Origin of the sequence: Hymenobacter sp. HSC-4F20, from assembly GCF_019599275.1 — a bacterium.
GTDB lineage: Bacteria > Bacteroidota > Bacteroidia > Cytophagales > Hymenobacteraceae > Hymenobacter.
The window spans coordinates 1,683,742-1,705,612 of the sequence record NZ_JAHZTD010000001.1 but is presented as its reverse complement, the minus strand read 5'-3'; the positions used below and the strand labels follow the sequence as shown (position 1 = coordinate 1,705,612).

The window sequence follows — 21,871 nt, the reverse complement described above, 5'->3', positions numbered from 1 at the left end:
GCTCGAAACAAGGTGAAGGTGGGGTGGATGAGGAATGCCCAGAAAAGGCGGGGCAAAGATAAGGTGAAAACTGACAGGTGAAGAGGTAAAAGGTAACAGGGGTAGGGCAGCATCCTCGGGGCGACAAATCAGCAGATCAGTAGCAGATAAAAACCTGACAGCCTCAGCCAAGTGGCTTCTAATCGGTTAACAATTAGAAGCCACTTGGCTGAGGCTGTACAGGCGTGAGGAATACTCGGCTAGTGAGGGGCTATGCTGCCAGAGTCAGCCGCACAGCAACCTTACTTAAAGGGCACCGAAGCGCCGCTTTCCTTTACCATGCTGCCAGCGTTCAAGTCCTGCACCACGGTGGCTTTCAGGGTCAGTTTAGCGTCGCCGGTAACGTCGTTGCTGGTAATGACCACGGGTTCGGCCTGGGCTCCGATTTTGCGCTGGCTGTACACCAACTCTATCACGGCGCTTTGACCGGGCTTAATGGGGGAGGGCACGTTTTTGTAGCCTACACAGTAGCATTGCGAGGTAATAGCGCCCAGCACTAGCTCCTGCTTGCCGGTATTTTTCACCGTAAAGCGAGCCACCGGCGACTGACCGGCTTCCATCTTGCCGAAGTCGTGGGTGGTGCGGTCCAGCGTTAGGCGCGCCGACTGGGCCAGCTGGGCGGGCGTCAGGGTAGCTTTTACCTGCTCCTTGTTCAGCACGTTGCCTTTGATGGTGAGCACCGTGCTAGGGGTAGTGGCGTTGCTGGTTACGGTTACGGTTTTGTTGAAGATGCCGGGGCGGCCAGCGCTGCTGTACACGGCCTTCACAATACCGGTTTTGCCGGGCAGCACCGGGGTCTTAGTCCAGTCGGGGGTAGTGCAGCCACAACTAGCCTGCACGTTGGCAATGATAACGGGCTGGTTGCCCACGTTCTTAAAGCGAAACTCGTGGGTAGCCATGGTACCCTCGGGCACGTTGCCGAAATCATGCAGTTCTTGCTCGAACTTGAGCACACCCTGGGCCTGAGCCGCGGCGGCTACCAGCAGAGCCACCAGAAAAGTGAATACGTGTTTCATAGAGGTAGAAGCTAGAAGTCGGGGGCTAGGCGGCGATACTGCGAAGGCGTCAGACGGTGTTCTAACTCCTGGCTTCCAGCGCCTAGCTTATCCCAAAGATAGCCACAAAAACGCCTACCCCTGCATCAGCCGTAAATCCGTACTTTTGGGGGCCTGCTTTCCGGGCGGCAGCTTCCCACCCACACTAGTGTCCGGCTCCTAACTCCACCCGCCTCTATTCTTTCTATGTCCACTGCCGAAACCGCCGCCGACGTGTACACCAGCGTCGCCTCCCTCAGCAAAGAAGACCTGCTCCACGACTATCGCCTGGGCTGGGAAAGCCGCCAGGCTTCCCTGGCCGGTCGTAAGGAAGTATTCATGGGTAAAGCCAAGTTCGGCATCTTCGGCGACGGCAAAGAAGTGCCCCAGCTGGCTATGGCCCGCGCTTTCCGGGCCGGCGACTGGCGCTCGGGCTACTACCGCGACCAGACGTTTATGTTCGCCATTGGCGAGCTGACCCTGCAGCAGTATTTCGCCCAGCTCTACGCCCACCCCGATGTAGAAGCCGAGCCCTCCACGGCTGGCCGCGCCATGAACGGCCACTTCGGCACCCGTCACCTCGACGAGGATGGTAACTTCAAAAACCTGGCGCAAAGCAAGAACTCCTCGGCCGATATTTCCCCCACCGGCGGCCAGATGCCCCGCCTCGTGGGCCTGGCTTACGCCTCTAAGCTCTACCGCCAAAACCCCGAGCTGCATCAGTTTTCGCAGTTTTCGGTGAACGGCAACGAGGTAGCTTTTGGTACCATTGGTAACGCCAGCACCTCGGAGGGCATGTTTTTCGAGGCCATTAATGCCGCCGGCGTGCTGCAGATTCCCATGCTCGTCAGCGTCTGGGATGACCACTACGGCATTTCGGTTCCCGCTGAGTATCAGACCACCAAGCAGAACATCAGCGAAATCCTGAAAGGCTTCCAGCGCGAAGGCGAGGGCCAGGAAGGCTTCGAGATTTTCCGGGTGAAAGGCTGGGACTACGCCGGTCTGGTAGATACCTACCAGCGCGCCGCTGAGGTGTGCCGCACCCAGCACGTGCCCGTGCTCATTCACGTACAGGAAGTTACCCAGCCCCAGGGCCACAGCACTTCCGGCTCGCACGAGCGCTACAAAAGCAAAGACCGGCTGTCGTGGGAGGAAGAACACGACTGCCTGCGCAAAATGCGCGAGTGGCTGCTGCAGGAAGGCCACGCCTCCGTCGAAGAACTCGACCGCATTGAAAATGAGGCCAAGGAAACCGTAAAAGTGGCCCGTGCCGCCGCCTGGAACGAATTCTTCAACCCCATCAAGCAGGAGCGCGACGAGGTAGTGCAGCTGCTTAATAAGCTGGTGGCTGAAACTGGCCGCGAAAACAGCCTGCACGAGCTGGTGGAAACTCTGGAACACAACTCGGCGCCTATCCGCGCCGATTTGGTTCGTAGTGTGCGCCGCGCTCTGCGTCAGGTGAGAGGCCAGCGTAGTGCTGCCCGCCGCGACTTGCAGAACTGGCTGGAGCAGGCCCTGGCCGAAAACGCCGACCGTTACAATTCCTACCTCTTCAGCCAGAGCGAAGAAGCCGCCCTCAACATCGAAGAAGTAAAGGCCCAATTCGACGCCAACGCCCCTCAGGTAGACGCCCGCGAAGTGCTGCAGGCCTGCTTCGATGCCAACTTCCAGCGCGACCCGCGCATCTTCGCCATTGGGGAGGACGTAGGCCGCATCGGCGATGTAAACCAGGCTTTTGCGGGCTTGCAGGAGAAATTCGGCGAGCTGCGCGTAACGGATACCGGCATTCGGGAGTGCACTATTGTGGGGCAGGGCATTGGCGCGGCCATGCGCGGTCTGCGGCCCATTACTGAAATCCAGTACCTTGACTACCTGCTCTACGCCATCCAGATTCTCAGTGACGACGTGGCGCCGTTGCAGTACCGCACCAAGGGCGGCCAGAAAGCTCCGCTGATAGTGCGTACCCGTGGCCACCGGCTAGAAGGCATCTGGCACTCGGGCTCCCCTATTCAAATGATTCTGGGCTCTATCCGGGGCATACACCTGTGCGTACCGCGCAACATGACCCAAGCCGCCGGCTTCTACAATACCCTGCTGCGTAGTGATGAGCCGGCCATCGTGATTGAGTGCCTGAATGGGTACCGCCTCAAGGAGCGCATCCCGTCCAACGTGGGCGAGTTTACCCTACCCCTCGGCCAGCCCGAAACCCTGAAAAAGGGCCAGGACATCACCATTGTGACCTACGGCTCCATGTGCCGCATCGTGCTGGATGCCGCCAAGCAACTGGAAGAAGTAGGCATTAACGTGGAAATCATCGACGTGCAGACCCTGCTGCCCTTCGACGTGGACCACGTTATTGCGGATAGCCTGCAGCGCACCAACCGCGTACTATTTGCCGACGAAGATGTGCCCGGCGGCGCTACTGCCTACATGATGCAGCAGGTGCTGGATGAGCAGCAGGCCTACCGCTTCCTCGACTCGCAGCCGCGCTGCCTTTCGGCCCAAGCTCACCGCCCGCCCTACGGCTCCGATGGCGACTACTTCTCGAAGCCCAACGCCGAGGACGTATTCGACGCCGTGTACGAAATCATGCAGGAAGCCGACCCCAAGCGTTTTCCGGCCATCTACTAATCTACTAGGTAGTAAAACGCCAGGCTCCCTGACCAGGGGCTACGTAGCAACCTGATTCAGGGAGCCTGGCGTTTATAAGAGCCCTGTGCCTAGCGAATGGTGATAGGGGACGTCAGGACGGTGTTGCTTTCGTGCAGGGCGCGGTCCACGATGTAAACCTTGAACCGAACCGAAAGAGGCATGGGTAGATCCGGGCGAAAGGACTGAATAGAGCCCTGGAAAATTTTCAGACCGAGGGTAAGGTCGCCTTTCAGGGGCGCTTTCCGGTCGCCCTGGCTTTCCGGAGTCAGCAGGGGGTAGCGGCTATTGAAGTTCAGGCCCGTCAGCGGCAGGTCGGAATAGGTGCCGTCAGTCTCCTGCACCTGCAAGGACATAAAGTAGTTGTTGTAGTACTTGTTCGGGATGGTGTCCCGGCCTACTATATTAAATTCATTAAACGGCGGGCTCGTTTCCCCGTTGTTCAGCCCCAGGTCTCCGTCGCCATCCTTAAACGCTACGGTTACTGCAACCGAGTCGTAGGTGCCAATAGCCCTGTCAAAGCGCTGCGTATAAATGTTCTTGAACTCAATCTCCGGGGTGTCGGAGTAATCAGGTGGGCTGATGCAGGAAACGGCCCCGGCCCCTGTGAAACCGAACAGGGCTACGCAGCAAAGAGTACGGAGTATGGTCATAGTAAAACAGGAAAGGGCGTGGAGGCAACAGGTACTGCCGTTGGGAAGGTACAACATCTCAACGAACGAAGTGCCGCCCGCATTGTTCTAGTTTTTTGCTAACCCCATGCTTCGCGAATGAGTTTCCGCGCCGATTATCTCCTGCAGCTTCCACACCTCACCGACGCTACCGCCCCTGCCGCGGCTCTGCGCCTGTTTCACTACCAGGCCCAGCACTGCCCGCCCTACCGCGAGTTCTTGGCGGCCCTGGGCTGCACTCCGGCCTCAGTGCAGCAGGTAGAGGCTATCCCATTTTTGCCCATTGAGTTTTTCAAAACCCACCAGGTGCGCACCGATGCCACGGAGTGGGAGCCGCAGGAGGTGTTCCTGAGTAGCGGTACCACCCAGCAGCAGCGCAGCCACCATTACGTCCGCGACCCGCAGTTGTACCGCCAGCACGCGGCCCGCATTTTTGAGCAGTATTACGGGCCGCTCACGGGCTGGACGGTGCTGGCGCTGCTGCCCTCGTACCTGGAGCAAGGCCAGTCGTCGTTGGTGGCCATGGTTGATTATTTCGCCCAGGTATCGGGGCAGCGGCAGGCTGCTTTCTTTCTGCACGACCATGCCGCCTTATTATCCGCGCTGCGCGAAGCCAAGCAAGACCCCAGCCGACGCGTGCTGCTGATCGGGGTGAGCTACGCCCTGCTGGATCTGGCGGCGGCCCATGCCGGCGACCCGGCCCTGCACGACCTCACGGTGCTGGAAACGGGTGGGATGAAAGGTCGCCGCCGCGAAATGATTCGGGAAGAGCTGCACGCGGAGTTGCAGCAAGCCTTTGGTCCGCGAGGCATTCACTCTGAGTACGGCATGACGGAGCTGCTGGGCCAAGCCTATAGCTTTGGCGACGGCCGGTTTCACGCTCCGCCCCAGCTGCGCGTGCTGCTGCGCGACCCCAGCGACCCTTTTTCGGTGTCAGATACCAGAAGCAGCGGGGCCATTAACGTTATCGACTTAGCCAATGTGGATTCCTGCGCTTTCATCGAAACCAAGGACCTGGCCCGTATGCATCCTGACGGCTCCTTTGAAGTACTGGGCCGCCTAGACAACTCCGACATTCGCGGGTGCAACCAACTGGTGTGACCCTTGAAAATACTTACACAAAAAGCGGCGTCAGAATCAAGTGATTCTGACGCCGCTTTTTGCTGCCAAAAACGGAGTGCCTATTTTCCCGCAAAAGCGCGGGCGTCGGCTTCCGAAATGGTGTCGTCGCTCATGATGACGAGGCGCTCGACCACGTTGCGCAGCTCCCGGATGTTGCCGCGCCAATCCAACGCCTGGAGGTAGGAGAGGGCGGCATCTTCGATGCGCTTGGGCTTAGTGCCGTAGTCGGCGGCAATGTCCTTGAGAAATTTCTCAATGAGGGCCGGAATGTCCTCGCGCCGGTCGTTAAGGGCCGGAACCTGGATGAGGATAACGGAGAGGCGGTGATACAAGTCTTCGCGGAAGTTGCGGTCGGCAATTTCCTGCAGCAGGTCTTTGTTGGTGGCCGCCAGCACGCGCACGTTCACCGAAATTTCCTTCTCGCCGCCCACCCGCGTAATTTTATTTTCCTGCAAGGCCCGCAGCACCTTGGCCTGGGCCGACAGGCTCATGTCGCCGATTTCATCCAGGAACAGCGTACCGCCATCGGCCTGCTCGAACTTGCCGATGCGCTGCTTTACCGCCGAGGTGAAGGAGCCTTTTTCGTGGCCAAACAGCTCGGATTCAATCAGCTCCGACGGAATTGCCGCGCAGTTTACCTCAATTAGGGGGCCGCTGCTACGGTTGCTGAGCTCGTGCAGCTGGCGGGCCACCATTTCTTTGCCCGCGCCGTTGGGGCCCGTGATGAGCACGCGGGCATCAGTGGGGGCTACTTTCTCGATGGCCTTGCGCACGGCCGTAAGAGCCGCCGAGTCGCCAATCATTTCCGAGTTTTTGGCCAGCTTCTTCTTGAGCGTTTTGTTCTCGGTAGCCAGCTTGGTGGTTTCCGCCGTGAGCTTGGTGCGGTCCAGGGCGTTGCGCACCGTCACGAGCAAGCGGTTCAGGTCTGGCGGCTTCTGCAGGAAGTCGAAGGCACCTTTCTTGGTGGCATCCACGGCCATTTCCACGTTGCCGTGGGCCGATACCATGATGAACGCTGCATTAGGTGCCACAATTCGGGCGCGCTCCAGCACCTCAATGCCATCCATCTTGGGCATTTTGATGTCGCAGAGCACCACGTCGTACTTGTCGCGGATCAGCATATCGAGGCCGGTAGGACCGTCCTCGGCCTGGTCGACCTGGTAGTTTTCGTATTCGAGAATTTCCTTCAGCGTGTGCCGAATGGCTTTTTCGTCGTCAATAATTAAGATGCGGGGCATGAGCTTGGGAAAGGGCGAATGGCAGAAACCAAAGTAACGAAAAGCCACCAGCACTCGGATGAAGCCAACTTGAAAACCTTGAGTGAAAGCAAGGATACGTCTGCCAGTCAGGAGCTTGTGATGAAGGCTTAGATTCTGACAACCAGTTAGGGTTTAACGCTACGCACGGAAAGAGTAGCTGCTGGCAGCCCCTCAGCAGTAGCCGTGAGCTGCACCGTGCCCGGCGTCCGGCCCGCCCGTAGCAGAGCCGTAGCAATACCAGCCTCAGCTGCCACGGGATTGTCGCCGAGCAGTTCGGCGTCGCCGCTGGTTACGGCAAAGCGAATGGGGGTAGCGGCGTCCGGTACGGGCGTGCCCTCGGCATCTACCACCGTAGCGTACACGAATACGGCATCCTGGCGGCCCGCGGTCAGCTCACGGCCACTGCGGTCGAAGGTGAGTTGCACGTGGTGGGCGGGGCCGGGTGTGCGGCGGGTGTGTTCGGCCGCTACCTGGCCGTTCAGGTAAGCCACGGCCCGCAGGGTGCCGGTGCTGAAGGGCGGCACGGTGAACGTATACGACGGATGAGCAAGGTGGTTAGAGTAGCGGTCCTGGTCGGGGCGCTGGCGGGCAAGAGGCTTGCCATCGAGTTGCAGCTCTACCTCTTCGCAGTTGCTGTACACGCGCACTTGGCGCGGGGTAGTGCTGGCCTGGGCGTAGGTAGCAACGTAGGCCATGGGCTTGCCAAAGCCTTGCGCATCGGGAGCAGGGCCGTACTGGCTTTGGTAGAAGTAGAACGCAACTTTGGGCAGGCGGTAAATATCCATAATGCCCGATGATTCAATATCGGGGGCATAGCCGCGCTTGTAGTCAAACTGCAGCCAGTTGGCGTCGCCGATGGCCGGGCCAATGAAATTATCGTTGTGGGCCTCCTGGAAGTTGAGGGCTTGTTGCACCAGGGCCCGCTCGCCTTGTCCGCGCAGCTGGCGCGAGGTTCGCTCGGCTTCCTTCAGGCCAGCGTAGGCCGTTTGGTTGAAGCCAGCGTTCTGGGCGTAGTACTCCCAGTCGCCGTACTCGCAGAGCAGGATGGGCTTGGGCTTGTTATACTTGTGCCAGTAGTCGGGAGCTTTGGCGTGCTGGCGGGCCGGAATGAACACATCGTAGGCGTAATCCAGCCAGCCGCAGGTGTACACATCGGTTGGGAAAGGCAGCTCCTCGTGCACGGCCTGGTGGGCCTGGTCCATGAACGACTTGCTCATGTCGGTTTCGTTGAGGGCCGCTTCCCAGAGCACAATGCTGGGGTGGTTTCGGTCGCGGCGCACCATGTCGCGCACGTTCTGGAGGCTGTTGCGCTGGAATGCTTCGCCCCCGAAAAACTGCCAGCCGGGAATGGAGTTCATCACCAGAATGCCCAGTTCGTCGCAGGCCTGCAAAAAGGCCGGGGAAGGCGGGTAGTGGGAGCAGCGCACAAAGTTGAAGCCCGCTTCCTTGATTTTCCAGGCGTCGCGGTACTGCATTTCATCCGACAAGGCGTAGCCCAGGTAAGGATATTCCTGGTGGCGGTTCGTGCCGCGCAGGCGCAGTTGCTGGCCGTTGAGGTAGAAGCCTTCCGGAGCGAAGCGAATAGTGCGCACGCCCGTAGTCAGCTCCTGACGGTCAACGGGGCGGCCTTTATCATCCAGTACTTCTACTTGCAATCGGTAGAGGTAGGGCTTGGCGGGCGACCATAGCTGGGGCTGGGCGAGGGCCAGCGTCTGGCGCACCGAAGTAGCGCCGCCGGGCGTGAGCAGGGGCGCATCGGTGAGGGCACGGGCAACTTCCTTTCCGTTGGCATCGAGCAATACGGTTCGGAGGCGGGAAGCGCGGGCCGTGCGGTGGTCGTTGCGGACTTCGGTTTGCACCTGTAACGTCGCTTTCTGCTCGCTCACGTTTTCATAATGCAGCAAGATGCCGCCACCGGCTACCCGCCCCGACTCTACGGCATCCGTGATGCGCAGCCGGTCCTGCACCAGCAGTTGCACCGGGCGGTAGAGGCCGCCGTAGTAATTAAAGTCGAGGTCCTTGAGGGGCTTGCCGGGCGGAATGCTGGGATTGTCCTGATTGTTGAGCTTAACCAACAGGCAGTTTTCAGCGCCGGGGCGGAGGTAGGAGGTTAGGTCAACCGTGAAGGGTAGGTAGCCGCCGAGGTGGCGCCCAATGCGGCGGCCGTTCAGGTACACGTCGGCTTCGTGCATGGCGCCTTCAAACCGGATAGCTACGCGGCGGCTCGTATCGGCGGGAGCAACCCGGAAGAAACGCCGGTAGAAACAGGTGCCCTGCCACTGGCGGCCAGTCGTCAGTACCGGCTCTAGGCGTGGCGTGTGAGGTAGCGCCACGGATGCCCACGGCTTGGAAGGATCGGTGCGGGCGAAGAAGGTAGGGCCCACCGTCGTATCCACGTCCCGCACAAATTCCCAGTCGGTGATAAAGGTTTCCGCGGGTAGCCGACTAGCCGTATTGGAGGAAGCGCCCGGGCGGGTGCAGGCGGCCAGGGCGAGTGCTCCACCTACTGCCAGCAGCGCAGCACGAAAAGGAAAGCGAGAAAACAGCATTAGCGCAGATAGATGGATTCGAGGTCGAGGAAGGGGCGGGCGTCAGGGGCGGGGGTAGCAGACGGCTCCAGCAGTACCTGCAGAACTTCAACCTGGGACAGGGGTAGGGTAGCCGCTCCAGGAGCCTGAAAGGTTAAGGGCAGAAAGCTGGGGTAGGGCCGGGGTAAGAGCATCTGAGCACCGGGCCGGAATGCCGACAGCGGCACGCGTATTTCCTGCAGGTCGGTGCCTAGCTCAACTTCCGCCACGTAAGCGGCGGCATCACGGGTTGTCAGTACCAGGCGCACCCGGCCGGCTCCGGCCCCGCGGCGGCCCCGAATTACTAGTTCCCGGAAGTTGCTGGCGTCAGTAGCCCGCTCAGCTAGCCGGTCGCCGAAGTAGGCGCGCAGGAAAGCAACGGGTGCCGTGGCATCGGCAAACGGAATAGGGGTAGGGGAAGGCGGGGCTTGGAGCAGGCGCAGGGCCAATTGGCCGTTGCTGGTAGTCACGTAATCGGCCCAGCCGGCTCCGTTCACGCCCCCTACTTCTACCCGCTGCTGGTCCTGCGCGGCCGAGAACAAGGGCAGAGCTGAGCCTGAGGCCACAATAGCAGCTTCCCAATGTTCCCGTGGGGCGTAATCCCAGTTAAGAGGGCTGCCGGCAAACCCGCCGGGGAACGTGGTAGTGCTGGTGTTGTGCTTTACTACCATCCAGTAGCGCAGCAAGCCGGGGTACAGCAGGTCGGCGGGTACGGTAGCTTCCGCAGTGGTGAGGGTAAGGCGGCGCATAGGTACCGTGCGGGTGCGGCCGTAGTAATGCTGCACCACTAGCAAGACCGAGTCGGAAGGCTCGGCCCCGGCCACAGTGGCCCGCAAGGTGGCCGGCTGGCCAGCTACCAGCTGCGTGGGGGCCGTGTGCACTACCTGAGTGGGCAGGGCAGAGGCAGCAGGAGCCACAAACTCTCCGAGCTTGATAGCACCCAGTTGGGTTTCGGGAGTATAGGCGGCGGTATTTTTGCCGCGGGCCGCTACCAGGTACACGCCGGGCTGCAGGCGCACGGTTCCATTCGTAGCCTGTCCCTGGAAAGTATTTCCTGTATTGAGGCCTCGCACGGCAAAGTCCGCGCCTAGCTCGGGTAGGGTAAGGCGCATGGGCTGAGTGTTCCAGGCTATGCGCGTAACGGGCTGGCGCAAAGAGGTAGTCGCAAAAGGGTCGCGCACCTGAATGGCGTCGGGCATTACCTCCAGGCGCCACACGCCCGCAGCCAGCCGGTCAAGGAAATAGGCGCCGGTACCCTCGTAAGAAACTACGGGCGAGGAGCCGGTGCCGGCCAGGCGGCGCAGGGCAGTCGGTTTGCGTGGCGGGCTGGAGGTAGTGCTGGTGTAGTAGAATTCCTCGGGGGTGTTCAGCTCACTTACGCCGCCCCGGTAGCTGATGCGAAAGTTGTTGAAGGCAGAGTCAGCAGGGTAGGTGCGGAACGGCTGGCCGCGCTTCACGTCGCGGAATACGTTGCCGGCAATCAGCAGGCTTACAGCCTTGGCCGGGGTGTAAGCTAGGTTTAGGTAATGCGTCTGGTATTCGGTGTTGGCGAAGGCAATGGCCAGCGGATCGTAGGCAAACTGGGTGGCCCACTGAAAGCCGGCGCTCCGGAAGCTGCGGGCCATCAGCGGGTACATAACCGGCTGCAGAATATCGGCCGATTCAAACTCGTACACCATGCGCGGCTTGCTGCTAAAGCGCGGGTCTTGGGCATACGGAATGGGGTAGGCATCTACCAGGGGCAGCAAGTTGCCGTGCAGGGTGTGGCCGCCCACCAGCGCCGAAGGATACCACTGAAAGGTAAACCCTTGCACGGGGCTGCTCAGAATGGCATTGGCCACCACGGGGCTTTCGGCCAGGTTGTAGAAAATGGGTTTCTTATACCCCGTAGCCCGCATGGCCTGCACCATGCGCTCCACAAAACGGCTGACTTCGGCCTCCGGCTGGCGGTAGTGCGGCTCGTTGCAGACTTCGTAGGCAATGATGTCGGGGTCTTCGCGGTTAAGCTGGCCGGTGTACTGGTTGCGGTGGTTCAGAAACTGACCCAGGTACTTCTCCTGGGCCCGCACGGCGCGCTCATTGTTGTAGGCGCGGCCCTTGGGGTAAACTGCGGAGAAGCCTGTCTGGGCCGTGTCCTTTTCGGGGTAGCCATTGCCCCAGTAAGCAATGGGGGTCAGAATGATCTTGATGCGGCGGGCTTTTAGCTGCTGCACCAGGTAGTCGAGCAGGCGCAGGTGTTCGTTCTGGAGCAGGTTGCCCAGCGTATCGGTAATCTCCACGTCCCAGACGTGCACCCGAAAGGCATCTACCCCCAGGCGCGAGAGGTGGTACACATCCTGGTCGATGGCTTCTTCCAGCTTGCGTCCTAGCTTCTGATGGGCCCGGTAGGAGTAGGCGAAAGGAGCAGTATAGTTAACTCCGAACAAAGCTACCTCCTGTTTGCTGCCCTGCCAGCGCAGCACGCCCTTGGCATCCACGTACACGTCGGCCCGGGCCGGGGGAGCCTTCTGGGCGAGGGCGGCCGGGCCTGCGGTAAGCAACAGCAGCCCGGTAAGGGCGGCCAAAATAAGCCACCAGGCGCGGCGAGTGGCAACAAGATCAAGCAGGGAACTAGACATTACGCAAACGTTTGACTTCGCGAAGTAACACATACCAGTACAAAAACGGCCGCCGCACCCGAAGCTGCGGCGGCCGTTTGATGGCGGTGATGAGTCTGTAAGCCGGGTTTTGTCCGTGTTGCCACGGCCCCACCATTTATCTAGGCCAGTCCTCGCGGAAAGGCTCCATCAACCTACCCGCTGGCGCCGGACGAGCCGCCCGGTGCCGGCCCCGAAAGGCCTGCGTGCCAGCTTATTTGGTCTTTCAACCCCTGAGGTTTACCCAGCCGGCGTGGTTGCCCAGCCGCTGGTGCGCTCTTACCGCACCTTTTCACCCTTACCAAAGGTGAAGTTGTGAATGAGTGATTAAGTGAGTTGATCTTTCCGCTTGCGCAGATTGAACTATACCTCACTCATTCACTCAATTACTCATTCACCGCCTGGCGGTAGTTTTCTGTGGCACTGGCTGTCCTGAGAAGCTTTACGCCGCCCAGTCCTTCCCGTTAGGAAGCAGGGTGCTCTGTGTTGCCCGGACTTTCCTCGTCGCCTTGCGGCGCCGCGGTGGGGCGACCCATCACTAGAGGCAAAGGTAAGCCTAATTGGTAGTAGGTCTGTTTAAAAGACGTTTTTTATCAAAAAAGGTATCTAGTTGTTCAACCTCCTTTTTTCATGTGGACGCCCGAGCACTACCATAAGCAGCACGACCGGCGGCCGGCGGAACTGCTGGTAGGCCCGCGGAAAGCCCTGTTTTTCCTTGCGCCACAGGGCCAGCAGTACTACCCCCGGGGACAGGCGGCGGGGCGCACCTAGTCGATCTGCTGCCAGTTGGTCACTACCTCCAGCTGTCGGGCAGCTCCACACGGCAGCTGCAGGTATTGCTGCAGAAAGCGCCCGGTTTCGTTACTGCTGATTAACACACCCTTAATGAAGCTGCTCCCCACAAGATACTTAGGGCTGAGGAAGGGAGACGAGCTCGGAGGGCATCTGCACGGCGCGGTAGAGCAAGGGGGCCACCGTTTCCAGCAGAGGGACGTGCTGGATCATCTCCTGACAAAGCTCCAGGTCATAGTGGCACAAGGTGCCGTAGAGCTGGCCCTGCTCGTCGCGGATTGGCACGCCGCAGTAGGACACGACCAGCGTGTTCACTTGCCGGGCCCGGGGGTCGAGTGTGGCGTCCACCAACTGCAACGGAGCCTGCTGGCGGCCCACCAGCGAACAAAACGCCTCGGCTAAGGGCACGTCTTCCCCTTGCCGTACCTGCGGCTTGTAGCGGTCAAAGAGCACCACATTGCGGCTGAAGCCCCCGCAGAAGCGGTAGATACCCGTGTACCGGTGGGGCGTGTACCGGTTTAAATACCCCAGGGCGGCATGCACGCCCTGCTGGCGCAGCACTTGCACGAAAGCGTCCAGGGTGGGAGCGGAAACAGGGTTCGGAGCACGGGGGGGCATGAGCGCAAGGTCAGACGAGTGGTTCTGGGTGGGGCCAACGCCTTCTCCGCGGGGTGAGTTCCCGCCGGCCGCCGAAGCAAGTGGCCCATTGCGTAGTTCCACCTACCGGCCCCTGTGCGAAGCGGCCTCCTCTCCACCGTCGGTACATAGTGACTTGTATTCTTATGGTACCGAGCTGCCCCTGCTCATCGCCCAGCCCGATGGCTCGCTGCGGCAGATGTACTTCGTGGTTCCGGGCAGCGGCCAGCGTGAGTTTCCTCGGGGAGCATGTACAAACTTCCAATCCGCTGCACGGGGCCTGGGCTGACTCTGAATCAGTTGCTCCGCTTTCTTGAGAACTATGCGTTGGCGCTGGTCTGCGGCATCTGGGCCACCGCTTAGACCAGGAATGCCGGCAGCATAATGCTAAAGCAAGTGCCTTCTCCTTCGCGGCTGGCAACCTGAATCGTGCCCTCGTGCAGCCCAACGATGGTCTGGATGATGGACATACCCAGGCCCGTCGCTTTTTCCCCCCGCAGGCCGGGGCGCCGGGCCCGAGTAAACTTGTCGAAGAGCAGGGGTTGCAGCTTCTCCGGAATACCTACCCCCGTATCGGCTACTTGCACCAGGACCTGCTGCTCTCCCGGCTCCAGGCTCACCCTAATACGGCCCCCGTCGGGGGTGAACTTGATGGCATTGGAAATGAGGTTGTTAATCACCTGCTGGAACTTGTTCACGTCCAGGCTCACGTATACCGCCTGCCTGGGCACGAGCAACTCAAACTGCAGGTGAGTGTGCCGCTCCGAGAGCTGGTACTCTTCTATAATCGTGGCTAGCCAGCCTCCCAGGTCGGTGCGCTCGCGCTGGAGTTCTACATTGACCGACTCCATAAACTCGTTGTCGACAAAGTCGCGGATCAGGCTTACTCCCTCGCGGCAAGTGCGCTCCATCAGCCCCAGCACCTGCTGTACCGACGCGCTTACCTCTCCTGCTTCTACCCGTAAGTGCTCGGTCAGCTGTTGTAAGAGCACCAGCGGGGCCGCCAGGTCGTGGGAGAGAATCTCTAGCGTGGCGTTTTTCTTGGTGTTGAATTTCTCGGCGTGGATCCGGTTCTCCGTCGAGCGGGTCACGTCCATTACGCTTCCACTCAGGTAGTACTCCTCGTCGGCCAGTTGCTGAAGGCAGGCCGTCAGGCAGAGCCACTGTACCTGGCCATCGGCCTGCTCCACGCGCAGGCGTACGTCCTGCACCAGCTCGCCCCGCAAAGCCCGGCGCATGCACTGGCGCAGGTGCAGCAAATCTGGGGGGTGAATACGGCCCAGCCACCCGGGTAGTTCTTCATTGGCGTCGGCCAGGCGCCCGCCTAGCACCTGCTCATAGGCCGGGCTCACGTACACGAGCCGGCGCTGGGCCACATGGTAGGCAAAGTGCACTGCCTTGCTACGGTCTAGGAAGGAGCGAAAGTACTTGGGGTAGTCGGGCATACGGAAGAAAAGCTACCGGTAAAGATACAGGACTCGGTTGGCTAGAAGGCACCAGCGCTAGCTGATTCCGTTGCCTATGCCGTGCGTTACCGGCTCAACTCCGAAAAAGGTGGGGCTTTTGCTTGTATTCCAGTATACTATGGTGGAAGATTCCGTACAACAGTCCATGAATGAGGAAAACACGGAAGAGTATCGCCGGCGCGCTATCGCCTGGGCCCTGGCCTTTGCCCGGGGCACTCGGCTAGAGCCCACGGACCAGGAGCGCCTGCTCCTGGAACGCTTTGCACGCGGCGAACTAGCGCTGACGCAAATAGAGGACATGCTCACTACCCCGGTGCACCACCTCCTATACTGCAGTCAGGCGCGGCCCGGGCTTACTCACGCCGACGTAGAGGATATTCTGAAGGAATCTCAGCTCTACAACGTAAAAGCCGGCATCACGGGCCTGCTCTGCTACAGCGAGGGCGGGTTTGTACAGTTGCTGGAAGGGGCGCAGGAGGCCGTGCATACACTCTACGCCAAGATAAAGCGCGATGCGCGTCATCACGGCGTCACTACCCTGCGGGACGCAGCGGGTACCGAGCGGTGGTTTGCCCAGTGGAGCATGGCCTTCACCGAGGCCTCTCCCCTGGAATACTTCTGGCTGGTTAGCCATCTTTCCCCGCGCGGCAGCGCCCTCAGCCTGCCGCAGGTGCCCATCACGGATCCGCAGCTGCTGACTTTGCTGCACGCCTTCCGTCATGTGCACGTGCCCGACAACCCCAACACCTGCACAAACTAACACAAAAGCCTACCACCTTTTCTACGCGAGGTTGCCCCATGCTCACGCTAGCTCCAACTACCCCGCAACAGAGAGAGGAAGCCGGCCAACCGCCAGTGAATCAATCTGGCGGTGGGTACACGGGTGCCACAGCACGGCACGGTTCCGGTTGGAAAGCGTACGCCTGGTAGGGTAGCCAAAAGGTGGCGTGGCGCGAGTCGCTGTTGGATGTAAAGATGTTGGAAATGACCAAGAGGTGCTCAAAGCGCGGGTTTATCGTATTGGGCCAAACTTCTGCCCCCACCGTACCCGGAGAGTAGCTTTACTCTTGTAGTGATGCTCAGAGCCTGCCGTTGTACCCCTGCTGGCAAGCGTAGAAGGTACCGTACTACTTCCCGCCCCACACGTTATCCTTGGGGTAGCTGTCGGGTACCAGGGTAGCGCCTAGCCTCACCTGCTTCACGGCTTTGGTGGTGGCTACGGGTACCGTAACGGTGCGGGCGCCCTGTTCCCAGACGGCAATGGTGCGGTGGAGCTTCTGGATGGAGTTGTCCTGGTAAGTAATGGTGAGGTCTACGGGCACAGGCTTGGTGCCTTTGGATTCTACTACTACATCGTAGCCGGGGCCGGTTTTCGTGACGGTTTGGATGGCAAGGTCGGGGTAGCCGCCGTCGAAAAACCAGCGCTGCCAGAACCAGTTGAGGTTGCGGCCGGCCCCGGCGTTCATGGAGTTGAAAAAGTCGTAGGGCATGGGGTGCTTGCCGTTCCAGTTGCGGATGTAGGTGTGCAGGGCCTTGGTGAACAGCTCGTCGCCCAGTAAGTCCTTCACGTAGAGGTAGCCCAGGCCCGGCTTGGGGTAGGAGTTAAGGAACAGAGCCGTGCCGGTTTGCTGGGTGCTCAGCGTAACGATGGGCAGATCTACCTCGGTAGCCGCGGCGGCGGCGTAGGGCGCAATGCCGTAGTCGTCGTCGAGCTTGGGGTCGATGAGGCCCGAAATCAGCCACTCGCCAATGGTAGCCCAGCCCTCATCCATCCAGCCGTACTTGGTTTCATTGATGCCCATGTAGAACGGGAACATCGTGTGGAAGATTTCGTGGTCGGTGAGGGTAATGGCATCCTCGCGGGTTTCCGTGGGGTTGTCGTTCACCATCATGGGGTACTCCATCTGGTCGAGGCCATCGAAAATGGTTTCGTGGGAGTAGGGAAAGGGCCACTTGGGGAAGGTGTATGACATGGCCTCTACCGTCTGGCGGGCAAAGTGAATGACCTCCTCGTAGTCCTTGTGGCGAGGGTTGTATACGGCGTCTACGCGGGTGCGGCGCTTGGTGGCGGGGTCCACTACCAGGCTGCTCGACTGCCAGACGTAATGGTCGGAGGTGGCAAACACAAAGTCCGTCACGTTCTTGGCCTCAAAGTGCCAGGTGCTCTGGGCATTTGGGGCGGTGATGTCCTTGGCTTTCAGATCGGCGTCGGTGATGATGCTGGTGATGCCGTCCTTCTTCTCCGCGTCCTGCAGGCGCTGGGCGTACTTTTTGGTCAGAACTTTGTCGGCGTTGGTTAGGTCGCCGGTGGCCCACACCACGAAGTTGCGGGGCACGGTAACGTCCGCGGAGAAGTTGGCGAAGTCGTTGTAGAACTCCTGGGAGCCGAGGTAGGGGTTGCGGTTCCAGCCGTCGATGTCATCGTACACGGCAATGCGCGGGAAGAAGTAGGCTACAAAATCCGCGTTGGGCTCTATCTCGCCGGTGCGGCTATGGGAGCCTTTATTGAGCACGTAGGAGTAGGTGACTGAGACCTGGGCCGTTTGCTTGGGCCCAATGGCCCGGCGCACCGGCACCGCAAGGTTGGTTGCATCGGTACGGAGCCGGGCCACATCTACTGCCTGCCCGTTGATGGTAAGCCGCGTAATCTGGACGCCCTCGTTCACGTCCTCCGGGCTCATGGCGGTAGCGCGGGGGGCGCCTTTCTGGTAGAGGTTGGGGTAGAGCTTAAACCAAAGCTGCCGCAGCGAATCGGGGCTTTGGTTGTGGTAGGCAATGTCCACGGTGCCCGCCACGCGCCGGGTGGCGGGGTCAAAGGAAACGCTTAGCTTGTAGTCGGCGGAGTTCTGCCAGTAGCTCGGGCCAGGCTGGCCCGATTCGGAGCGGGTACCTTTGGCGTAGGTAGCCTGCAGGTTGCGGGGCACGGGCAGGCGCTGGGCCGAAACGGAAAGGGCGAGGAGGGAAGCGGCGAGAAGCGCGGGCAGTTTCATGCGGAAGAAATAGTTGTGCCGCAAAGTAACGGATACGTCCCGACGGTTGCCTGCCAGGCTGCCTGGAGCATCCCCATGTGCCGGTGCAAGCAGCGCGCTACTCCCTCAGGCCCTCACTAACCCGGCCGCCGCCAGCTCCTGCTCGCCGTGCCAGCGGTAGGCCACCAGCTCGCCGCCTTTGGCCACGCTGTAGTCAAGGCATACCGCGTGCGGGCTAAGCAGCTGGGGCGTACCGCGCAGCCAGTAGTGGCCGAAGAACACGGGCACGGCATCCTGGTAGTGCCACCCATCGGCCAGTTCCTCCACGGCTACCCGCAGCGGGTTCAGCGCCTCAATGGGTTCCAGGTAATAGTCCTGGTAGGTGCAGGCGCGCGGGTCAGTCCACCAGCGGGTGCGCATTTTGGTGCGGGGGTTGCCATCCTTGTCGTGAAACTGCACCCCGGTGGGCAGGGCTATTTCCTTTCCTTTAAGGGTTTCTTCGACGGCCAGGTATTCTGGGGTGCCGCGCTGGGCGCTACGCAGGAGAAAATCGGGCGTGATCCGGGCGTCAGGCAGCTGGGTGCGCAGAAACGCAATATGGCGCGGGTCCCAGCAGGCGTGCACGGCCCGAAGACCCGGCAGTTCCAGGAATAGGGGGAGCGTTTTAAACCACCCAATGTAGTCCTGCCACTCGGCCCAGCCTTCCCGACTTGAAAACTCCTCCAGGGTGCGCAGGTGCTGGAAGATAGTGCGCGGAATATGGGGCCGCAGGTGGCCGCCCTGGGGGTGCTCGTCGTGGAAGCAGATGGCGTTATACTCGTGGTTCCCCAGTACGGCCAGCGCCGTGCCGTCGTCTACCATGGCCCGCACGAGTTGTAGCGTCTGGCGTATTTGCGGGCCCCGGTCGATAAAGTCGCCCAGGAAAATAGCCCGCCGGCTCGGGTGCCGGTAGGTGCCGTGCTGCTCGGTATAGCCCAGTTTCTGGAGCAACTGCCGCAGTTCCGCGGCGTGGCCGTGAATGTCGCCGATAATGTCGTACATATATGGTAGATACTATACGTCTAGAAATCGAAAGCGCTAGTTGGAGCGCCGCAAGGCGCTTGCGTGCACAAGCAGGGGTAGGCCGCCCTTACTCCAGCTGCCGCAGCCGGTGAAGCCACCACGTCCACAGCAGATTCAGGGCATTATAGCGCAGCTCCAGGGAAGAGCCGCCCTTAAGAGAGAACCCGAAGCCAAGCAGCAGCCGAAAGCACTGCGTGGCATCCCAGCCCACAGCATGGCCCGTAGCTGGCTCAGAATACACGAGGTAAGGAGCCTGCGCCGCGGCCCAGACCGCAAAAATTGTGTAGGCAAGGTGCACCGAGCGGCGCTGCTGCCGGTTGCGAAAATAGAGGGCCGTGCCAGCTAAACCCGTCAGGGAAGTTAAGATACCGGGAACAGCAAACAGCCCATTGATTTCACTTAGGCAATTGATTAAGCTAAGAAGGCTCACGAGTGCTACTACCACGGGAAGGGTCCCGAAAAAGCGGCCGGCTTTACGTCGGTGCGGTGGTTCAGGCATAGCCGATTGGGGCAGGTTGAACAAAAAAAGAGGCACACGGCCGGGTGCTACCCACCGTGCGCCTCCAAAGTAAGAGAGAATTTAGACCACTACAGAGTTACTTCAACCGCACCAGGGTAGCGCCGTAGCCGAACTTCTCCTTCTGCGAATCCTCAAAGAACTTGATGTCGCGGTTGCGGCTCAGCAGCTTGTGCAACTCCTTGCGCAGGGTGCCGTTGCCGGAACCGTGGATGAAGATGATTTCGTGCATGTTGGTAGCCAGGGCCCGGCTCAGGGCATCTTCAAAGGCTTCCAGCTGGAGCTTGAGAATAGCCGTGTTGCTTAGGCCCGCCGTGCCGCCTTCCGGCATCAGGGCTTCCAGGTGCAAGTCTACCTCGTGGGGAGGGGCCACAATGGCTTTGGCCGGCTCGGGGGCAGGGGCCACGGCGGCGGGCTTAGCCGGGGCGTTGCCAGTGAGCTGAGCCTTCAGGGTTTCGGCCAGCTTCTCGGGGGCTACCACGGCGGGCGCGGCGGGCTTTTCGTCGAGCTGGAAGAGGTAGGCCTCGCGCTGGAGCACGGGCACATTGGGCTGGCGGCTGGTGTAGAAGCTGGCCGCCTTAAACTGCAGGCGCTTGGTCAGCAGCTCGTAGGCCGTGGTACCGTTCAGCTGGAAGGGCAGCAGCTGCACCACCGCGGCCGGCCACTGGTCGAAGTCCTTGAGATGCCAGTGCCCCAGAGCCGGGCTGGCCGACTTCGCCGCCAGCTTCTCGGCGCGCAGGCCGCGGTACTGCCCGCCTCGCTCCTCCCCGAAGGTGTAGAGCACGTCCCGGTCGGTGTGGTTGACAATCTGCAGGGCCAGCAGCTCCGGCGACTGATGGGTGAGGGCCAGGTACAGGCCTTTCTGCACGGTGGGGGGTGCCGTTTTAGCGGCGGGTACTGGCGCAGGCCCTTCCGCTTTTAGGGGGGCCGCCGCGGGTGGGGCAACCCCAGCGGCTTTGGCGGCCCGGGTGGCGCCCGTGGTAGCGGCTTTTTTCTCAGCCGCTACGGCCGCGGCGCTTTGCCCGAAGGCCTTGGTTTCTTCGGCGGCTACTACCACTACCTCGCGGCGCAGCACCGGAATGGTAAAGTCGTTATCAATGGCAACCTCCACCAGCTCGTCGCTGAGCAGGCGGGTGATGATGCCTTCTTCGCGCCCGGTAAGCAGGCGTACTCGGTCTCCTACATTCATATGATCAGAAAGAAAAGGCGGGTGGAATAGTTGTAACAAAGGTAACCGGCGAAACGAGCCAGCTCCGACTGGGCTTTACGAGTGCCGGGCGCTCATCGGTTTACTCCCCTTGCCGGTTTGGATTAGGTCAGTAGTACAGGCCATGTGCCACCAGGCCGCGCCGCCGGTTCCACTCCAGGGCCGGGGCCGGCAGGTGAAATATGCTGGCTACGTAGAACACCCGCCGCAGCAGCTTGGAGCGGGTCGGGATGCGGCGCAGGTCTACGTCGAGCGAGAGGTAGTACTGGCGGTAAGGGTATAGGCCCAGGGCCGCGTTGGCCGCTTGGTCGTTGTAGACCAGTTGCTGGGCACCGTAGCCCACGGCTGGCTGTAGCCACCGGGGCCAGCGGGAGGCGGCCGGCAGCCAGGCCCCAACATCAACGCACAGCCAGTAGGTGTGGCCGTTGTAATCCTTCAGGTACTGCTCGCCTAAGCTTTTGCCTAGTACGTTGGGGCGCAAGGCGGCGTAGCGGGTAGTGTGGAAAGAGTATTTGGGCATGATGCGCACCTCGTTCCAGGCCAACTGCTGACCAATCAGGCCCGCGGAGCCTAGAAAGTTAGCTGCCAGGTCGGTGGCGGAAGCGCCGTACTGCGGGTCGCGGCCATCCAGCAACTCAATGGGGCTTTGCAGCAGAAACCCCACGAAGCCCCCGTACCAGAGCGCCTTGCGGTCGGGCACGCCGGCCCAGCGCAGCATGTCCACCGCGCCCCGGCTTTCGTGAAACGCCCCCCAGAAGTGACCAGCCTTGTCCAGTTGCTTCCACTCCGGAAAGTCGTTGAACCAGTGCAGGCGCGTCCGCTCCCCGGTGTACCAGCCCTGGCTCAGCAGGTACAGGGCTGCCGAGTAGGAGAGGGCCAGCCCCCCGGCCAGCACGGGCAGGCGCCGACTTAGGCGGGGGGGAGCGGGTAGGGTATCGGGCGGAGCTAGGGTCGCGGTCGGCAGCGAACCGGACGAGGGCTGACCCGTAGCTAGGGTGTCCGCGGCTTGCCCCCTTGCCTCTTCCAGGGTCGGCATCAGCAAAACCAGCGCGGCGGCCCAGCGTCGGAGGAAGCGACTAGGGCCAGAGAGCAAGGAAGCGCTGAACATACGGAAGGAGGCAGTTAAAAAGAGTGGAAAGCTACAACAAATGCAGTTATTGACTTGGTGAGTGAGGCCTTGCTGCCCTATCTTTAATGCCCCCTTGCGCCATCTCAGGGCTATGAACAGCCGTTGAGGTCAATGTA

Annotated in this window: 16 protein-coding genes and 1 other RNA gene; 4 read left to right on the top strand and 13 right to left on the bottom strand. The window is 60.8% G+C overall.

All coding sequences use genetic code 11. The features are described from left to right. Window positions 1-281: 281 nt before the first annotated feature. A complete protein-coding gene (locus K3G63_RS07385) occupies window positions 282-1,055 on the bottom strand; it encodes a DUF1573 domain-containing protein (RefSeq protein WP_220613409.1) in 774 nt (257 codons plus the stop codon). A gap of 225 nt (window positions 1,056-1,280) precedes the next feature. Between K3G63_RS07385 and K3G63_RS07380 the strand changes: the two genes are divergently transcribed. Then, on the top strand, window positions 1,281-3,704 hold the full coding sequence (locus K3G63_RS07380; RefSeq protein ID WP_220613408.1) for a thiamine pyrophosphate-dependent enzyme: 2,424 nt from the start codon (window positions 1,281-1,283) through the stop codon (window positions 3,702-3,704). Between the two features lie 89 nt (window positions 3,705-3,793). Here the strand turns inward: K3G63_RS07380 and K3G63_RS07375 are convergent, their stop codons facing one another. Continuing rightward, a complete protein-coding gene (locus K3G63_RS07375) occupies window positions 3,794-4,375 on the bottom strand; it encodes a hypothetical protein (protein ID WP_220613407.1) in 582 nt (193 codons plus the stop codon). 117 nt (window positions 4,376-4,492) lie between these two features. Here K3G63_RS07375 and K3G63_RS07370 point away from each other — a divergent pair, with 117 nt between their 5' ends. Further along, window positions 4,493-5,494 carry an acyl transferase gene (locus K3G63_RS07370; RefSeq protein ID WP_220613406.1) on the top strand — a complete coding sequence of 334 codons (1,002 nt, stop codon included), beginning with the start codon at window positions 4,493-4,495 and terminating at the stop codon, window positions 5,492-5,494. Window positions 5,495-5,574: 80 nt separating this feature from the next. Here K3G63_RS07370 and K3G63_RS07365 read toward each other — a convergent pair whose 3' ends face one another. From K3G63_RS07365 to rnpB, 4 genes are all read right to left on the bottom strand, one after another. Beyond that, complete coding sequence (locus K3G63_RS07365) at window positions 5,575-6,753, bottom strand: sigma-54 dependent transcriptional regulator (protein ID WP_220613405.1); 1,179 nt, start codon at window positions 6,751-6,753, stop codon at window positions 5,575-5,577. A gap of 146 nt (window positions 6,754-6,899) precedes the next feature. Then, window positions 6,900-9,323 carry a glycoside hydrolase family 2 TIM barrel-domain containing protein gene (locus tag K3G63_RS07360; RefSeq protein WP_220613404.1) on the bottom strand — a complete coding sequence of 808 codons (2,424 nt, stop codon included), beginning with the start codon at window positions 9,321-9,323 and terminating at the stop codon, window positions 6,900-6,902. Further along, entirely contained in the window at window positions 9,323-11,959 is a 2,637-nt protein-coding gene (locus tag K3G63_RS07355; RefSeq protein WP_220613403.1) for a cellulase family glycosylhydrolase, read from the bottom strand. Before K3G63_RS07355 ends, K3G63_RS07360 begins: the two co-directional genes overlap by 1 nt. 82 nt (window positions 11,960-12,041) lie before the next feature. Then, an RNA gene (rnpB, locus tag K3G63_RS07350) (RNase P RNA component class A) lies at window positions 12,042-12,516 on the bottom strand. Between the two features lie 91 nt (window positions 12,517-12,607). Here rnpB and K3G63_RS07345 point away from each other — a divergent pair. Further along, entirely contained in the window at window positions 12,608-12,748 is a 141-nt protein-coding gene (locus tag K3G63_RS07345) for a hypothetical protein (protein WP_220613402.1), read from the top strand. Between the two features lie 138 nt (window positions 12,749-12,886). Here the strand turns inward: K3G63_RS07345 and K3G63_RS07340 are convergent, their stop codons facing one another. Further along, window positions 12,887-13,387: a GAF domain-containing protein gene (locus tag K3G63_RS07340; protein WP_220613401.1), complete on the bottom strand. Its 501-nt coding sequence runs from the start codon at window positions 13,385-13,387 to the stop codon at window positions 12,887-12,889. A gap of 377 nt (window positions 13,388-13,764) precedes the next feature. Continuing rightward, a complete protein-coding gene (locus K3G63_RS07335) occupies window positions 13,765-14,850 on the bottom strand; it encodes a PAS domain-containing sensor histidine kinase (protein ID WP_220613400.1) in 1,086 nt (361 codons plus the stop codon). A gap of 139 nt (window positions 14,851-14,989) precedes the next feature. Between K3G63_RS07335 and K3G63_RS07330 the strand changes: the two genes are divergently transcribed. Then, entirely contained in the window at window positions 14,990-15,631 is a 642-nt protein-coding gene (locus tag K3G63_RS07330; RefSeq protein ID WP_220613399.1) for a BLUF domain-containing protein, read from the top strand. Window positions 15,632-15,998: 367 nt separating this feature from the next. Here the strand turns inward: K3G63_RS07330 and K3G63_RS07325 are convergent, their stop codons facing one another. The 5 genes from K3G63_RS07325 to K3G63_RS07305 all read right to left on the bottom strand — a co-directional run bounded on the left by K3G63_RS07325 (window position 15,999) and on the right by K3G63_RS07305 (window position 21,734). Beyond that, window positions 15,999-17,861 (bottom strand): M1 family metallopeptidase, encoded by a 1,863-nt coding sequence (locus tag K3G63_RS07325; RefSeq protein ID WP_220613398.1) that lies wholly within the window; start codon window positions 17,859-17,861, stop codon window positions 15,999-16,001. A 105-nt stretch (window positions 17,862-17,966) separates the two neighbouring features. Beyond that, window positions 17,967-18,881, bottom strand: a complete 915-nt coding sequence (locus tag K3G63_RS07320) for a metallophosphoesterase (RefSeq protein WP_220613397.1) — start codon at window positions 18,879-18,881, stop codon at window positions 17,967-17,969. Window positions 18,882-18,969: 88 nt separating this feature from the next. Continuing rightward, window positions 18,970-19,401, bottom strand: coding sequence for a hypothetical protein (locus K3G63_RS07315; RefSeq protein ID WP_220613396.1), 432 nt, complete (start codon window positions 19,399-19,401; stop codon window positions 18,970-18,972). Window positions 19,402-19,498: 97 nt separating this feature from the next. Beyond that, window positions 19,499-20,608 carry a Smr/MutS family protein gene (locus tag K3G63_RS07310; RefSeq protein ID WP_220613395.1) on the bottom strand — a complete coding sequence of 370 codons (1,110 nt, stop codon included), beginning with the start codon at window positions 20,606-20,608 and terminating at the stop codon, window positions 19,499-19,501. Between the two features lie 127 nt (window positions 20,609-20,735). Continuing rightward, window positions 20,736-21,734 (bottom strand): YfiM family protein, encoded by a 999-nt coding sequence (locus K3G63_RS07305; RefSeq protein WP_259404296.1) that lies wholly within the window; start codon window positions 21,732-21,734, stop codon window positions 20,736-20,738. Between the last annotated feature and the right edge of the window lie 137 nt (window positions 21,735-21,871).

Bases quoted from the DNA above. Each gene is read 5' to 3' on its own strand.
- K3G63_RS07365 (WP_220613405.1), bottom strand. From the start codon at position 6,753: ATGCCCCGCATCTTAATTATTGACGACGAAAAAGCCATTCGGCACACG.
- K3G63_RS07325 (WP_220613398.1), bottom strand. From the start codon at position 17,861: ATGAAACTGCCCGCGCTTCTCGCCGCTTCCCTCCTCGCCCTTTCCGTT.
- K3G63_RS07380 (WP_220613408.1), top strand. From the start codon at position 1,281: ATGTCCACTGCCGAAACCGCCGCCGACGTGTACACCAGCGTCGCCTCC.
- K3G63_RS07360 (WP_220613404.1), bottom strand. From the start codon at position 9,323: ATGCTGTTTTCTCGCTTTCCTTTTCGTGCTGCGCTGCTGGCAGTAGGT.
- K3G63_RS07320 (WP_220613397.1), bottom strand. From the start codon at position 18,881: ATGTACGACATTATCGGCGACATTCACGGCCACGCCGCGGAACTGCGG.
- K3G63_RS07310 (WP_220613395.1), bottom strand. From the start codon at position 20,608: ATGAATGTAGGAGACCGAGTACGCCTGCTTACCGGGCGCGAAGAAGGC.
- K3G63_RS07355 (WP_220613403.1), bottom strand. From the start codon at position 11,959: ATGTCTAGTTCCCTGCTTGATCTTGTTGCCACTCGCCGCGCCTGGTGG.
- K3G63_RS07330 (WP_220613399.1), top strand. From the start codon at position 14,990: ATGGTGGAAGATTCCGTACAACAGTCCATGAATGAGGAAAACACGGAA.
- K3G63_RS07370 (WP_220613406.1), top strand. From the start codon at position 4,493: ATGAGTTTCCGCGCCGATTATCTCCTGCAGCTTCCACACCTCACCGAC.
- K3G63_RS07385 (WP_220613409.1), bottom strand. From the start codon at position 1,055: ATGAAACACGTATTCACTTTTCTGGTGGCTCTGCTGGTAGCCGCCGCG.
- K3G63_RS07340 (WP_220613401.1), bottom strand. From the start codon at position 13,387: ATGCCCCCCCGTGCTCCGAACCCTGTTTCCGCTCCCACCCTGGACGCT.
- K3G63_RS07315 (WP_220613396.1), bottom strand. From the start codon at position 19,401: ATGCCTGAACCACCGCACCGACGTAAAGCCGGCCGCTTTTTCGGGACC.
- K3G63_RS07345 (WP_220613402.1), top strand. From the start codon at position 12,608: ATGTGGACGCCCGAGCACTACCATAAGCAGCACGACCGGCGGCCGGCG.
- K3G63_RS07305 (WP_259404296.1), bottom strand. From the start codon at position 21,734: ATGTTCAGCGCTTCCTTGCTCTCTGGCCCTAGTCGCTTCCTCCGACGC.
- K3G63_RS07335 (WP_220613400.1), bottom strand. From the start codon at position 14,850: ATGCCCGACTACCCCAAGTACTTTCGCTCCTTCCTAGACCGTAGCAAG.
- K3G63_RS07375 (WP_220613407.1), bottom strand. From the start codon at position 4,375: ATGACCATACTCCGTACTCTTTGCTGCGTAGCCCTGTTCGGTTTCACA.